Genomic DNA, 13,690 nt, shown 5'->3' on the forward strand with positions numbered 1-13,690 from the left:
CGCGGGCCCCGGCGACGACCATCGGCTCCATGACATCGACGTCCCCCTACGACCGGCCGGACGCCTGCGTCGCCCGGCTGCTGTGCGACGACCACCCGGACGGCGACGTGGCCTTCACCGTCGTCGAACCGGACCTGACCAGCCGCGACCTCACCTTCGGCGAGCTGCGGGACGCCTCCGCGCGCTTCGCCACCGCGCTGGCGGAACTGGGGGTCGGGCGCGGCGACCGGGTCGCGACGCTGATGGCCAAGTCGGCCGAGTTCGTTGTCGCCGTGCTGGGGATCTGGCGGCTCGGCGCGGTGCAGGTGCCGCTGTTCACCGCTTTCGCGCCGCCCGCGATCGAGACCCGGGTCGGCGGCGTCGGAGTGGTCATCGCGGACCCGTCGCAGCGCGCCAAGCTCGACGAGGTCCCCGGCGAGCGGCGGGTGATCGTCACCGGCGAGGCGAGCGGGGACGACCTCGCGTTCGCCGACCTGCTGCGCGCGGAACCCCAGCGCGAGCCGGTCGCCGTCGGCGGCGACGGGACGATCGTGGAGCTGTTCACGTCCGGCACGACCGGTGCGCCGAAGGGCGTGCCGATCCCGGCGCGGGCGATCGCCGCGTTCCGGATGTACCAGGAGTTCGGCCTGGACCACCGGCGCGACGACGTGTTCTGGAACGCCGCCGACCCGGGCTGGGCCTACGGCCTGTACTACGCCGTGATCGGCCCGCTCGCGCTCGGCCGGCGCAGTCTGCTGCTGCACGCCGGGTTCTCCCCGGAGCTGACCTACTCGGTGCTGGAGCGGTTCGGCGTCACCAACTTCACCGCGGGGCCGACGGTCTACCGGGCGCTGCGCAACGCCGATGTGCCGGTGCCGGACGGGTTGCGGCTGCGGCACTGCTCGTCGGCGGGCGAGCCGCTGAACCCGGACGTCATCGAGTGGGCGGAGAAGGCGTTCGGCGTGCCGATCCTGGACCACTACGGCCAGACCGAGCTGGGCATGGTGATCGCGAACGGCTGGCACCCGGACATCCGCGGCGAGCTGCGGCCGGGGTCGATGGGACGCGCCCTGCCCGGCTGGCGGGCCGAGGTGCTGCGCCCCGACGCCGACGAGGTCGCGCCGCCGGGCGAGCAGGGCCGGGTGGCCGTCGACCTGGAGCACAGCCCGCTGATGTGGTTCACCGGCTACCGCGACGCGCCGGAGCGCACGGCCGAGCGGTTCTCCGCCGATGGCCGCTGGTACCTGACCGGGGACGTGGCCACGAAGTCCGCGGACGGCTACTTCACCTTCGCCTCGCGCGACGACGACGTCATCCTGATGGCCGGGTACCGCATCGGTCCGTTCGAGGTGGAAAGCGTGCTGCTGCAGCACGACGCCGTCGCGGAGGCGGCCGTGGTCGGCCTGCCCGACGAGCTGCGCGGCGAGGTGGTGGCCGCGTTCGTCGTGCTCCGCCAGGGCGCCGAGCCGGGTGAGGAGCTGGTGGCGGAGCTGCAGCAGCTGGTGAAGACGAAGTACGCGGCGCACGCCTACCCGCGCCAGGTGCACTTCGTGCCCGAGCTGCCGAAGACCCCCAGCGGGAAGCTGCAGCGGTTCCTGCTCAGGAAGAGCTGACCGGCTCGCGGTCCATCGAGAACCGCCACAGCAGCAGCACGGCGAGCGCGGCCAGCGCGATCTGGGCGCCGCCGGACACCGCGAAGGTGGCGCTCGCGCTGCCGAGCACCTGCGTCAGCGCGCCGCCGGCCAGCGCGCCGAGCGGGATCGCGCCCCACACGACCGTCCGCCACACCCCGAGCACGCGGCCGAGCAGCTCGCTCGGCACCAGGGTGTGGCGGGCGGTCGCCAGCACCACGTTCACCGCCACGACGGCCGCCGCGAACAGGCCGAACAGCGCGGCGGACGCGATCGGCTGGTGGACCAGGCCCATCGCGCCGAACCCGACGCCACCGGCGAAGATCCCGGCCACCAGCACCGGCCGCCGCCCCGCGCGCCGCACCAGCCGCGGCGCGACCGCGGCGCCGGCCAGCCCGCCGATGCCGCCGACGAACGTGAACAGCCCGAACGCGGCCTCGCTCAGCCCGAGGTCCTCCAGCGCGTACAGCACCAGCTGGGCCTGTGCCATCTCGCTGGCGAAGCTGATCAGCCCGGCGATGACCACCAGACGGCACAGCAGCGGATGGTGGACCAGCCACTTCAGCCCGTCGACCAGGTCGGTGCGCAACCGGGTCGGCTCGGCCCGGGTCTTCGGCCGGAAACTGCCCGCCAGCCCGACGAGCAACGCGGCCGCGATCGCGAACCCGGCCGAGTTCAGCAGGAACGGGAACGCGGCGAACACCGCGAACGTGAGACTGCCGATCGGCCCGCCGAGGAAGGTCTGGCCGAGGATCTCGGCGCCCTGGAACTTGCTGTTCGCGTTCTCCAGCTGATCCGGCCTGGCCAGCGCCGGGATCATCGCGTTGCCCGCGCTCTCCGCCACCGTCTCGGCCGCACCCAGCAGCAGCGCGGCGACGTAGACGAGCCAGATCGACAACGTGCCGGTGTACACGAGCAGCGCGGTCAGCCCGACGACCACCGCCCGCGTCGCGTTCGCCAGCAGGACGGCCCGCTTGCGGTCCACCCGGTCCGCCAGGGTCCCGGCGAACACGCCGAGCAGCAGCCACGGCAGGAACTGGGTCGCGGACAGCGCGCCGATCTGCACCGGGTCACGCGTCAGGGTCGCGGCCAGCAGCGGAAAGGCGACCTTGCCGATCCCGTCGGCGAGGTTGCCCACCGCATTGGCCGCCAGCAGCCAGCTCAGCCGCCGGTCCGGCATACGTCCTTCATGATCACCCTCGGTGGCGTCCCGATTCCCCAGTGCTTCCGATGCTGCCATGACGAGCGTCGGAAAGGCGAGTTGATGAACCCGAATCGGGGTGTTCGTGGTTGGAAAAAATGCCTCGCCGGCGGGCAAGCTCTGGGGAGGAGGGGCCGGGTCGCCGGGGTGGTTGGGTTGGTGGCTGCCCGTTGCGTTGGGTTCGGGTGGGCCTGGGCTCGCGTCCTCCCCGTCGCCGGGCCCGCACGGAAGCACCGAAAACAGGCCCTGTCCAGGGTGAAGTGAACGCTGCGCGCCCTGGACAGGGCCTGTTTTCGGCGCTCGGGTGGCAGCCAGGCGACGGGGAGAACGCGAGCGGGGCCCACCCTTGGTGGTCGCCTCTAGTGCAGGGCGTCAGCCCCAGCCGAGTTCGTGCAGGCGGCTGTCGTCGATGCCGAAGTGGTGTGCGATTTCGTGCACCACCGTGATCAGCACCTCCTCCACCACCTGCTCCTCCGAATCGCACATGGCGAGGATCGGGGTGCGGTAGATCGAGATCCGGTCGGGCAGCACGCCGCCGTAGTCGCTCGTTCGTTCGGTCAGCGCGACGCCGTGGTAGAGGCCGAGGATGTCCGGCGCCTCCTCGTTGTGGTCCTCCACCAGCACGACCACGTTGTCCATCGCGCCGGCCAGCTCCTCCGGCACCTCGTCCAGCGCGTCGGCCACCAGTTCCTCGAACCGGGCTTTCGACATCTCCACCGGCACTGGCACTACCCGCCCGGGCTCGTGGGCGGAGCCGGCGTCCCGGCCTTGCGGATGCTGCCCGTCACCGGCGCGAGGCCGCTGTTGTCCGCCAGCTTCGCGCCGACCTTGCAGTTCACCAGCGTCGAACCGGCGTCCCAGCTCTCCTGCTCCCGGATGTCCCACGTCAGGATCAGCTTCTGCGCCGCCAGGTCGACCTCGCCCGCGTAGTCCTGGACCGCCCGGTTGCACTCGGTGTCCAGCCAGATCTTCTGGTCGTTCTGCGACGGGTAGCCGTCCGGGAACTTCGTCTTCAGGTCCAGCGTGGCGACGATCTCGTAGGAGTGCGGCTGCGCGCAGTCGATCGGGTTGCCGACCGTCTTGTCGACCAGCGCCAGGCACGTGCCCGGCTCCCACACCGCCGACTGCGACTGGCCCGCCGCGTTGCCGATGATCGGCTCCAGCTTGCCGCCGGGCGCGGCCCACTGCAGCACGCACCGCATCTCGCGATCGCCGTCGGCCCACTCGTCGTTTCCGGGGCGCAGCGCGCTCACCGTGAACCGGCCGAACGGGTCGAGCTGCTCGTTCAGGTACGTCTCCACACCGGCCGTGCAGCGTTCCAGCGCGATGTCCCGCCACTGGTCGACCGTCGGCGCGGGCGCGTTCGGCGGGTACTTGTCGCCGATGTTGACCACGCCGGTGACCTCGTACAGGTGCGGCTGGGCGCACGGCACGATGTGGATGTCCGACACGTCCGGCATGGTCCACGTGACGCAACTGCCGGGCGGCGCGGTGAACGCGGCCTTCGCCTCGGGGGACTCCTCGACCTCGCCGCCGCCGCTGACGGCGCCTCCCCACGAGAACGCGACGCTCAGCGACAACGCCAGGATGGCGCCCAAAAACACACCCGCCATCACCAGGCGGGTACGCAGCGTGGTCTTCTCCACTCCATCTCCGAGCATCGCGTCCCATAATGCCTGCGTCAGCGGGACGGGACACCCCTCGGGTGGTTAGGGTGAGCGCGATGACAGACGACGGTGCGCCGGGCGGCCAGCAGCCCCCGGAAGAACAGCCCCCGCGTGGCTCGATGCGGTTCCAGGACCCGTCGACGGCCAAACGACGGGAGCCCACGCTGGCCGAGCAGCGCGCTCGGCGGCAGGCGCTGGAGGACCAGGCCCGCCAGGAGGCCGCCGAGGAGCAAGCACGCGCCCAGGCGGAGCAGAAAGCCGCCACCCGGCGGAAGGTGCTGATCGGCAGCGGCGTGACCGTCGGCCTGGTCGCCGTCGTGGCGAGCTGGTACATCGCGGCCACCGGTGACGAGGTCAGCGCGGTCTGCACGGACAGTACCGGCACGGTGCGGCCCGACGAGTTCTGCGACGACAACTACGCCACCAGCCACGGCGGGTACTACAACTCGGCCACCGGCTTCTGGTTCATCCCGATCGGCGGCGGCCGCTACGAGCAGTACCGCTACAACTACGGCGGCACCGGCACGGTCGGTCAGCCGGTGCGCGGCGGCACCTACACCGCGCCGTCCGGCAACACCACGGTCAAGACCCAGTCCGGCAAGACGGTGCAGCGCGGCGGCTTCGGCATCAGCGGCAAGTCCAGCGGCGGCGACGGGAAGAGCGGGGGATCCTAGGGTGCGGAGGGGGACCGCCCAGCCGCGGCGGGACTGGCAGCGCATCGTCGAAGAGCAGGGCCTCGTGTTCGGCACGCCCGCCCGCTACGGCTCCGGCCAGGAGCGGCCGTACTGGGACGAGTCGGTGCACTACGTCCTGGAGATGGACGAGGTGCTCAGCCTCGAAGCCGACGTCGAGCTGCTGCATTCGATGTGCCTGGAGGCCGTCGACAACGTCGTGCTGACCGAGCGCTACCGCGAGTTCGGCATCCCGGAGTGGGTGTGGCCGCACATCGCGGAGTCGTGGAAGCGCCGCGACCCGCACGTCTACGGCCGCTTCGACCTGCGCTACGACGGCAACGGCCCGGCGAAGCTGCTGGAGTACAACGCCGACACGCCGACGTCGCTGCTGGAGGCGTCGGTGCTGCAGTGGCACTGGAAGACCGACGTCTTCCCGGACGACGACCAGTGGAACTCGGTGCACGAGCGGCTCGTCGAGCGCTGGCAGGAGATCCGCGGCCAGCTGCCCACCAACGAGCTGTACTTCACCTGGTCCAGCGCCGACCCGACGGGCGAGGACCACATCACCACTTCCTACCTGCAGGAGACCGCGGCCGAGGCCGGCCTGGACACCGTGGGCCTGGCGATCGAGGAGATCGGCTGGGACCCGGTGCTGAAGCGGTTCGTCGACCTCGAAGAGGCGCCGATGAACACCGTGGTCAAGCTGTACCCGTGGGAGTGGGTGGTCGAGGAGGAGTTCGGCCGCTTCGCCGCCGAATCACTGCCGCGCACCCTGTGGATCGAGCCGCTGTGGAAGATGCTGCTCTCCAACAAGACGCTGCTGGCGATCCTGTGGGAGAACTACCCGGGCCACCCGAACCTGCTGCCCGCGTTCGTCGACCAGCCGGGCATCCTCACCGAGTACGTGCGCAAGCCGAAACTGGGCCGCGAGGGCGCGAACGTGCAGATCGTGGCGCCCGGCTACGAGACCGAGACCGGCGGCGTCTACGGCGCCGAGGGGTACGTCTACCAGGCGTTCGACCCGCTGCCCGAGTTCGACGGGTTCCGCCCGGCGCTGGGCGCGTGGATCGTCGGCGACACGTCCGCGGGCCTCGGCATCCGGGAGACCGCAGGCCTGGTCACCGACGACGGCGCCGCGTTCGTCCCACACCGGATCCCGCAATCGTGATAAACCACCCGCGATCACTCACACCACCAAACTGGGAGAATCCGTGACCCACACCCTCGCGCTGGCCGAGACGTTCGGTTCCGACCTCGTGCGCGGGATCGGTGCGATCCTGCTGTACGGCGTCATCGGGCTGCTGCTGATGCTGGTCGGGTTCTACGCGATCGACTGGACCACCCCCGGCAAGCTGTCCGACCTGGTGCGCCGCGGCCTGCCGAACGCGGTGATCGTCACGGCGTCCGGGATGCTGTCGATGGCGTTCATCGTGGTCGTCGCGATCTTCAACTCGGCCAGCGACCTCACCGAAGGCCTGATCACCTCGCTGGTCTACGGCCTGCTCGGGATCATCGTGCAGGTCCTGGCGGTGCGGCTGCTGGAGTGGTCGACCCGCATCGACGTCAAGGGGACCATGCAGAGCGAGGTGTTCGCGCCGGCCAGCATCGTGGTCGCGGCCGCGCACCTGGCGCTGGGTCTCGTCGTCGCGGTCTCGATCAGCTGACCGGTAGCCCCTAGGGTGGGTGTGTGCGCCTGCTGAGGACTCCCGAAGACCGGTTCACCGACCTCCCCGACTTCGACTACCCGCCGCTCTACTGCGACCTGGAGAGCGAGCACGACGGCATCGTCCGGATCTCCTACGTGGAGGCAGGCCCGTTCGACGGTCCCGTCGTGCTGCTCCTGCACGGCGAGCCCAGTTGGTCCTTCCTCTACCGCAAGGTGCTGCCGGTGCTGGCCGACGCCGGGATCAGAGCGATCGCGCCCGACCTGATCGGCTTCGGCCGCTCCGACAAGCCCGTCGACGTCGCCGACCACACCTACGCGCGGCACGTCGAGTGGATCCGCTCGTTCGCGTTCGACGCGCTCGACCTGCGTGACGTGACGCTGGTCGGGCAGGACTGGGGTGGCCTGATCGGGCTGCGCGTCGTCGCCGAGAACCCGGACCGGTTCGCCCGCGTGGTGGCGGCCAACACCGTGCTGCCGACCGGCGACCAGTCCATGCCGCCTGAGTGGCTCGCCTTCCGCAACGCCGTGCAGAAGGCGCCGGTGCTCGACATCGGACGGTTCGTGCAGTCCGGCTGCCGCACCAAGCTCACCGACGAAGAGCGCGCCGCCTACGACGCGCCGTTCCCCAACGAGATGTACAAGGCCGGTCCACGCGCCATGCCCGGGCTGGTGCCGACCACTCCGGACGACCCGGCGAGCGAGGCGAACCGCCGCGCCTGGTCGGTGCTGTCCGAACTGGACACCCCGTTCCTCTGCGCCTTCGGCGACAGCGACCCGATCACCGGCCCGGCGGCCCCCGTCCTGCAGCGCGCCATGAAGGGCGCGGCAGGCCAGGACCACCGGACGCTGGCGAACGCGGGCCACTTCCTGCAGGAGGACCAAGGCGAGGAGCTGGGCCGGATCATCGCCCGGTTCGTCACCGGCTGACAGCCGCGGACGCCACGGTGGCGGCACCACCGTGGCGTCCCCGCGTCAGCGGTTGCGGCGCTGCTTGGTGTCGTCCTCCATCTCGACGCGCTCCTTGCGCACCTGGCCGGACACGGTCTGCTCGTCGCGCACGGTTTCCTTGGCCAGCCGCACCTTTTCGACCGGCACGGTCTCCTTCTCGACCTTCGGGCGCTCCTCGTGCAGGGTGATTTCCTGCTCCTCGTCGGAGATCCGGGCGCCGGTGCGGTCGCCGTCGGTGATCGGCTCGCGCTCCAGCCGCACCTCCTCGTGCGTCACCGGCACCTTGACCTGCTGCTCCTCGGTGACGGTGTACTTGCGCAGCTTCACCCGGCCGGTCTCGACGCGCTCGGTGCCGACGTTCAGCCGTTCCTCCGAGCGGGTCATCGACTCGCCCGCGGCGCCCCGCTTGCTGGGCTGCGGCGTGGTGCGGCCGCCGCCCCGGTTCTCCTGGCTGGCCCGCGGCGCCGGCATGTCGTAGAACCGGTACAGCTCGGCGGATTCCTGTTCGGACAGGTGCCGGTCGCCGTCGGTCTGCGGCGCCTCGGACACCTTCTCCTTGGTCACCTGCACGTGCAGGCCATCGCGGTCCATCGTGGCGCCCTTGAGCGGCACGAAGCTTTCCTTGTGCCCGAACATCCCGGTGCGGACTGTGACCCACTCCGGCTGCTGCGTGTCGTCGGCGACGTAGACCGTGCCGACCTTCCCGATCTTGCGGCCGTGGGTGTCCACCACCGCGTTCTCCATGAGCTCCTCGGGACGCATGGTGCCAGTCATTGCTCACTCCTTCCCCGTTTCCGTTCCGCCATGGGTGTAGACGGATCGGTGGGGGTGCGAAACTGACACCATCAGGGATCACTCACGTGAGCGTCACCCGCGCATCGGTTGCCGCTGCTTCGATCGCGTCGAGCAAAGCGTCCAGGGTGGACAGCTGACGCGGTTCGAGCCGACCGAAGACGCGGGACAGGATTTCAGTGACGGCCCGCCCCGCGCCAGGTGCTCGTCCACCGCCCGCCGCACCTGGCTGGAGACGGTCAGGTAGCGCAGCCCGATCTTCCCGGCTTCCGGCATGTGCACCTCTCGGAAAGTAGTGAGGTACCTCAGCGCGAAGGTGGACGAGCTCCGCCACGCGGCCGGGCAGCCGGTCGGCGAATACACCCGCCGCGAGTCGTCCGTCCACTACGGCCGGACGAAGCTTGTGGCGATCGTGTTCAGCCAGGAACTGGCCCGCCGCCTCGCGGGCACCGGCGGCTCCGCCGTGTGCTGCGACCCCGGCTTCGACACCACCGCCCTCGGCCGGGAACTGCCGTTCGCCGGGCTGCTCGAAAAGACCCTGCGCGGCTTGCGGACCGACGACACCCTCGCCTCCGGCGGCTACTACTCCGTCCGGGACGCCCAGCCGCTCGATTGCCCCAAATCGGGCCGCGGCGCGGAGATCCAGCGCCGCCCCTGGGACGAGACGGCGAGGCTGCTCTAGGCCGTGCTGCCGTCGGGGTTGATGACCGCGAAACCGGTGTAGGGCACCAGCGCCTCGGGGATCCGGATCGAGCCGTCGGCCTGCTGGTTGTTCTCCAGCACCGCCACCAGCGTCCGCCCGATCGGCAGGCCGGACGCGTTCAGCGTGGCGATCTGCGCCCGCTTGCCGTCCTTGCCCTTGCCGCGGATGTTCGCCCGCCGCGCCTGGAACGTGCCGGTGTCCGACGCGCTCGAGATCTCCCGGTAGGTGCCCTGGCTGGGCAGCCACACCTCGACGTCGAAGGTGATCTGCGCGGAGAACCCGGTGTCCCCGGCCGCGAGCTTGATGACCCGGTACGGCAGCCCGAGCTTGCGCAGCGGCGCCTCGGCGTGCGACAGGATCTCGTCCAGCGCCTCGCGCGAGCGCTCCTCCTCGACGAACTGCACCAGCTCGACCTTGGAGAACTCGTGCTGCCGGATCAGGCCGCGGGTGTCCTTGCCGTACGAGCCGGCCTCCGAGCGGAAGCAGGGCGTGTGCGCGGTGTAGCGCAGCGGCAGGTCCTCCAGCTGCAGGATCTCGCCCGCGTGCAGGTTGACCAGCGGCACCTCGGCGGTCGGGATGAGGAACAGCTCCCGGTCCGCCACCCCGGTGCGGAACAGGTCCTCCTCGAACTTCGGCAGCTGGCCGGTGCCGGTCATGGTCTGCCTGGTGACCAGCGCGGGCAGGCTGAACTCGGTGTAGCCGTGCTCGCCGGTGTGCACGTCGAGGAAGAACTGGGCCAGCGCGCGCTGCAGGCGCGACCCGGCGCCCTTGAACACCGCGAACCGCGGGCCGGACAGCTTCGTCGCGCGGCTGAGGTCGAGGATCCCGGCGCGCTCGCCCAGGTCGACGTGGTCGAGCGGCTCGAAGTCGAACTCCGGCGGCGTGCCGACGCGGCGCACCTCCTCGGCGAACTCCTCGGTGGCGCCGTCCGGGATCTCGTCGAGCGGGATGTTCGGGATGCCGAGCAGGAACTCGTGCAGCTCCGCCTCGACCTCCCGCTGCTCCTCCTCGAGCCGGGTGATCCGGTTCTTCAGCTCGCGGGCCCGCTCGCGCAGCTCGGTGACGTCCTCACCGCGCTTGGCGGCGGCGCCGACCTCGGCCGCGGCCTTCTTCGACTCGGCCCGCGCCTGGTCGCCCTCGCTGATGACGGAGGACCGCCTGCTCACCAGCTTGCTCAGGTGGTCGGTGTCGAGCACGTACCCGCGACGGCGCAGCTTGGCGGCCGCGTCCACCTCGGGGTCGAGCAGCTGGCGGGGGTCGTGCATCAGTACTCCTGGTGCGAGCCGGTACGGATGCGCTCCAGCGTAACGAGCCCGACCAGCGGGTTTCGCGCTACCCGGTCGGCAGCCCGATCTCCCGCCGCGACGGAGCGCCCAGGTCCCAGTCGAGTGGCACGCCGGCGGCGCGCAGGGCCGACCACATGGTCACCTGGTTGGCCGTGAGCACCGGGATGCCCAGCCGCCGCCGCAGGGGCTCGATCACGTCGTAGGTGGGGACGTTCGTGCAGCTCACGAACAACGCGTCGGCGCCGGTGGTGTCCAGCTCGGCGACCGCGGCCAGCACGTGCGCGTAGGTCATCTTCCAGATTTCGCCGAGCATGCCGAGCCCGACGCTCGCGGTGGTGGTGATGCCGTACTCGGCGAGGAACGACACCAGCCGGTCGGTGACCGCGTCCACGTACGGCGTCACGACCGCCACCCGGCGCACGCCCAGCGACTCCAGCGCGCCGACCATCGCCCCGGAGGTGGTGACCGCGCGTGGCGCCCCGGCGTCGAGCATCGCCGCGACCAGCGCGGCCTCACCCGCGGCGCCGCCGATGAAGCTGCCGGACGTACACGAGTAGGCGACCACCTCGGGTTCGGGGACGAGCAGGTCGCGGGTGGCGCGGCGGACGCCGTGCGGGTCTGCCAGCGCCTCGGCGAGCTGCACGGTGACCGGCTCGGGCAGGTAGGGCAGGCGCGTGGTGTGCAGGCACGCGTGGTCGGGCACCCAGCGCCACAGCTCCCGGTCGAGGGCGAAGTCGAACGGCGCGACCACACCGATCCCGGTCTGGACCGGCAGGGTGATCTCGAACGGATCAGCTGTCATGGCGGCGTCTCCCTCTCCCGGCAGCGCCCGCCAGGCTAGGTTCGGCGTGGGACAACCGATCACGCCGCGAGTTACCGAGCGGTTAAACCTGGTCCGGGGAGGCATTCAGTGAGGTGGCGGATCGCCGCGGTGGTGGCAGCGGCCGGCCTGGTCAGCGCGTGCACGACCACGGTCAGCGGGACACCGCAGCCGGCGCCCGGGCGGATCACGGTCGCGCCGGCCGACTCGACCGACCCGTGCACGCTGCTCACCACCGACGAGGCCGCCGAGCTGGGGCTCGGCCCTGGCACGCCGAAGGCGGCCCAGCCCTCCTACCGGGTGCCGCCGGGCTGCGAGTGGCGTTCACTCGACCCGAACGCCAGCCTCGACGACTCGCTGCAGGCCTACTACGGCACCGACCAGACGATGGAGGAGTACTTCGCCGCGCAGCCGCTCGGGGAAAAGGAGATCGGCGGCATCACGTGGCAGCACTACAGCTCCATCATGGGCGACTGGCTGTGCAACCTGGCCGTCAAGCTCGGCGAGATGGAGTTCGTGGTGCTCAGCGGGCAGAACCTGCTGGACCCGAGCAAGTCGTGCGTGGTGGCCGAACGCGCGGCGCCGATCGTGGCCGCGCACTTGCCGCAGCGCTAGGGCGAGCAGGGGCCCAGCGTCCGGACCTCCGCGCCGGGGAACAGCTGCTCCAGGTCCGGGGCCACCTGCTCGGGCGTGGTGTCCGGCCGGGTCATCAGGACCACGGCCGCGGGCAGTGCCTCCGGCCGGGACTTGCTCAGCAGGTCCGGCTCGTCGGCGAAGATCCGCTTGAACTCCGCCCAGGCCTCCAGCCGGGTCTGGGTGCGGACGCTGGCGAACCGGGCGTCGCCGCGCAGCCGGTCCGCGGCGGCGGACATCACCGGGTCCGGGTCGGTGCCGTTGAAGTAGACGGTGATCTGGTGTTCGCACTGGTCCCGTGCCTCCGCGGCCTGCCGGTCCGCGGGCGATTCGCCCGCCCACAGGAGCGCGCCGCCCCCGAGGCCGGCGCCGACGGCGAGCACGAGCGAGAGGACGAACACCCACACCGGGATGCTCCTGGTCCGCCGCGGCACGGCCGCGGCGACGGGTCTGTCGGTCACCTGATCATCCTGGCAGGCCGGCGTCAGCCGACCTGGTCGGCCACGTGCTTGGCGATCTCCAGCGCGCTCGTCGCCGCGGGGGAGGGGGCGTTCAGCACGTGCACCTGGTGCGGCGCGGTCTCGATGAGGAAGTCGTCCACCAGCGAACCGTCCGGGCGCAGCGCCTGCGCCCGCACGCCGGAGCCGTGGCGCACGATGTCGTCCGGGCCGACCGCGGGCACCAGCCGCGCCAGGCTGGCCGCGAACCGGCGCTTCGACAGCGACCGCCGCACCTCCTCCAGCCCGGTCGGGTAGGCCCACTTCCGCGCGAGCCGCCACGAGCCGGGGAAGCGGGCGACGTCGGCGAGGTCCGCGGGCGACACGTCCCGCCAGCGGTAGCCTTCCCGCCGCAGCGCCAGCACCGCGTTCGGCCCGGCGTGGACGCTGCCGTCGAGCATGCGGGTCAGGTGCACGCCGAGGAACGGCAGCGCCGGGTCGGGCACCGGGTAGATGAGGCCGCGCACCAGGTGCCGCCGCTCCGGCCGGAGTTCGTAGTACTCGCCGCGGAACGGGACGATCCGCGCGCTCGGCCGCAGCCCGGCGAGCTCGGCGATCCGGTCGGACTGCAGGCCGGCGCAGTTGACCAGCGCGTCGGCGCGCAGCACCTCGTCGCCGGTGGCGATCTCCACGCCGCCGGCCCGGCCGGGCCGGATGCCGCGCGCCGCGGTGCTCAGCCGCAGGTCGGCGCCGTGGTCGGTGAGCAGCCGGACCAGCGCGGTGCAGACGCGGGGGAAGTCGATGATGCCCGTGGACTCGACCCGCAGCGCCCGCACGCACGACACCTCGGGCTCGTACTCGCGGGCCTCCGCGGCGCTGATCAGCTTCGCCGGCACGCCGTTCGCCTCGGCCCGCTGCGCCAGCACGCCCAGCGCGGGCAGTTCGGCCTCGCTGGTCGCGACGACGAGCTTGCCGCACACCTCGACGGGCACCCCGTGCTCCCTGGCGAAGTCCACAATGGACCGGTTGCCCGCGACGGACATCCGCGCCTTCGCCGATCCCGGCTTGTAGTACAGCCCGGCGTGCACGACGTTGGAGTTGTGGCCGGTCTGGTGCGCGGCCCACCGGTCTTCCTTCTCGAGCACGGTCACCGCCGACCCGCGCCGGGTCAGCTCCCACGCGGTCGCGAGCCCGATGATTCCGCCACCGATGACGACAACCCGGTTCACCACGCCGACAGCGTATACGCCGGC

General features: G+C 71.5%; 15 protein-coding genes. 7 read left to right on the forward strand and 8 right to left on the reverse strand.

The window, feature by feature from the left end; all coding sequences use genetic code 11:
* The first annotated feature begins 29 nt into the window (after positions 1 to 29).
* Complete coding sequence (locus tag ABZ215_RS01810; RefSeq protein ID WP_354947041.1) at positions 30 to 1,592, forward strand: AMP-binding protein; 1,563 nt, start codon at positions 30 to 32, stop codon at positions 1,590 to 1,592.
* Here the strand turns inward: ABZ215_RS01810 and ABZ215_RS01815 are convergent.
* From ABZ215_RS01815 to ABZ215_RS01825, 3 genes are all read right to left on the reverse strand, one after another.
* Positions 1,579 to 2,790 carry an MFS transporter gene (locus tag ABZ215_RS01815; RefSeq protein ID WP_354947043.1) on the reverse strand — a complete coding sequence of 404 codons (1,212 nt, stop codon included), beginning with the start codon at positions 2,788 to 2,790 and terminating at the stop codon, positions 1,579 to 1,581. The genes ABZ215_RS01810 and ABZ215_RS01815 overlap by 14 nt on opposite strands.
* A gap of 393 nt (positions 2,791 to 3,183) precedes the next feature.
* Positions 3,184 to 3,534 carry a metallopeptidase family protein gene (locus ABZ215_RS01820; RefSeq protein WP_191245726.1) on the reverse strand — a complete coding sequence of 117 codons (351 nt, stop codon included), beginning with the start codon at positions 3,532 to 3,534 and terminating at the stop codon, positions 3,184 to 3,186.
* Between the two features lie 5 nt (positions 3,535 to 3,539).
* Positions 3,540 to 4,472: a septum formation family protein gene (locus ABZ215_RS01825; protein ID WP_354947046.1), complete on the reverse strand. Its 933-nt coding sequence runs from the start codon at positions 4,470 to 4,472 to the stop codon at positions 3,540 to 3,542.
* A 125-nt stretch (positions 4,473 to 4,597) separates the two neighbouring features.
* Between ABZ215_RS01825 and ABZ215_RS01830 the strand changes: the two genes are divergently transcribed.
* Genes ABZ215_RS01830 through ABZ215_RS01845 form a run of 4 tightly spaced genes read left to right on the forward strand, consistent with a single transcriptional unit; the run spans position 4,598 to position 7,745 of the window.
* Positions 4,598 to 5,152 carry a hypothetical protein gene (locus ABZ215_RS01830; protein WP_020416419.1) on the forward strand — a complete coding sequence of 185 codons (555 nt, stop codon included), beginning with the start codon at positions 4,598 to 4,600 and terminating at the stop codon, positions 5,150 to 5,152.
* A gap of 1 nt (position 5,153) precedes the next feature.
* Positions 5,154 to 6,320 (forward strand): glutathionylspermidine synthase family protein, encoded by a 1,167-nt coding sequence (locus ABZ215_RS01835; RefSeq protein ID WP_020416420.1) that lies wholly within the window; start codon positions 5,154 to 5,156, stop codon positions 6,318 to 6,320.
* Positions 6,321 to 6,363: 43 nt separating this feature from the next.
* The gene (locus ABZ215_RS01840) at positions 6,364 to 6,816 is read left to right on the forward strand and encodes a DUF350 domain-containing protein (RefSeq protein WP_020416421.1); all 453 of its coding nucleotides are present in this window, start codon (positions 6,364 to 6,366) and stop codon (positions 6,814 to 6,816) included.
* Between the two features lie 23 nt (positions 6,817 to 6,839).
* On the forward strand, positions 6,840 to 7,745 hold the full coding sequence (locus ABZ215_RS01845; protein ID WP_354947048.1) for a haloalkane dehalogenase: 906 nt from the start codon (positions 6,840 to 6,842) through the stop codon (positions 7,743 to 7,745).
* Positions 7,746 to 7,790: 45 nt separating this feature from the next.
* On the opposite strand, the gene ABZ215_RS01850 is transcribed toward ABZ215_RS01845, so the two are convergent.
* Positions 7,791 to 8,540 (reverse strand): PRC and DUF2382 domain-containing protein, encoded by a 750-nt coding sequence (locus tag ABZ215_RS01850; protein WP_020416423.1) that lies wholly within the window; start codon positions 8,538 to 8,540, stop codon positions 7,791 to 7,793.
* 313 nt (positions 8,541 to 8,853) lie between these two features.
* Between ABZ215_RS01850 and ABZ215_RS01855 the strand changes: the two genes are divergently transcribed.
* Positions 8,854 to 9,240 carry a hypothetical protein gene (locus ABZ215_RS01855; RefSeq protein WP_354947050.1) on the forward strand — a complete coding sequence of 129 codons (387 nt, stop codon included), beginning with the start codon at positions 8,854 to 8,856 and terminating at the stop codon, positions 9,238 to 9,240.
* On the opposite strand, the gene serS is transcribed toward ABZ215_RS01855, so the two are convergent.
* Entirely contained in the window at positions 9,237 to 10,526 is a 1,290-nt protein-coding gene (gene serS, locus ABZ215_RS01860) for a serine--tRNA ligase (RefSeq protein ID WP_020416425.1), read from the reverse strand. The genes ABZ215_RS01855 and serS overlap by 4 nt on opposite strands.
* A 67-nt stretch (positions 10,527 to 10,593) precedes the next feature.
* Positions 10,594 to 11,349, reverse strand: coding sequence for an Asp/Glu/hydantoin racemase (locus ABZ215_RS01865; protein ID WP_237337510.1), 756 nt, complete (start codon positions 11,347 to 11,349; stop codon positions 10,594 to 10,596).
* 108 nt (positions 11,350 to 11,457) lie between these two features.
* Here ABZ215_RS01865 and ABZ215_RS01870 point away from each other — a divergent pair, with 108 nt between their 5' ends.
* On the forward strand, positions 11,458 to 11,982 hold the full coding sequence (locus ABZ215_RS01870; RefSeq protein WP_354947052.1) for a DUF3558 family protein: 525 nt from the start codon (positions 11,458 to 11,460) through the stop codon (positions 11,980 to 11,982).
* Here ABZ215_RS01870 and ABZ215_RS01875 read toward each other — a convergent pair.
* Both ABZ215_RS01875 and lhgO read right to left on the reverse strand, forming a co-directional pair.
* Complete coding sequence (locus tag ABZ215_RS01875) at positions 11,979 to 12,461, reverse strand: permease-like cell division protein FtsX (RefSeq protein WP_354947054.1); 483 nt, start codon at positions 12,459 to 12,461, stop codon at positions 11,979 to 11,981. The two genes, ABZ215_RS01870 and ABZ215_RS01875, sit on opposite strands and share 4 nt — an antisense overlap.
* Before the next feature lie 23 nt (positions 12,462 to 12,484).
* Positions 12,485 to 13,666, reverse strand: coding sequence for an L-2-hydroxyglutarate oxidase (gene lhgO / locus ABZ215_RS01880; RefSeq protein ID WP_354947186.1), 1,182 nt, complete (start codon positions 13,664 to 13,666; stop codon positions 12,485 to 12,487).
* Positions 13,667 to 13,690 lie beyond the last annotated feature (24 nt).

Origin of the sequence: Amycolatopsis sp. NPDC006131 (assembly GCF_040614175.1) — a bacterium.
Lineage (GTDB): Bacteria > Actinomycetota > Actinomycetes > Mycobacteriales > Pseudonocardiaceae > Amycolatopsis_E > Amycolatopsis_E tucumanensis.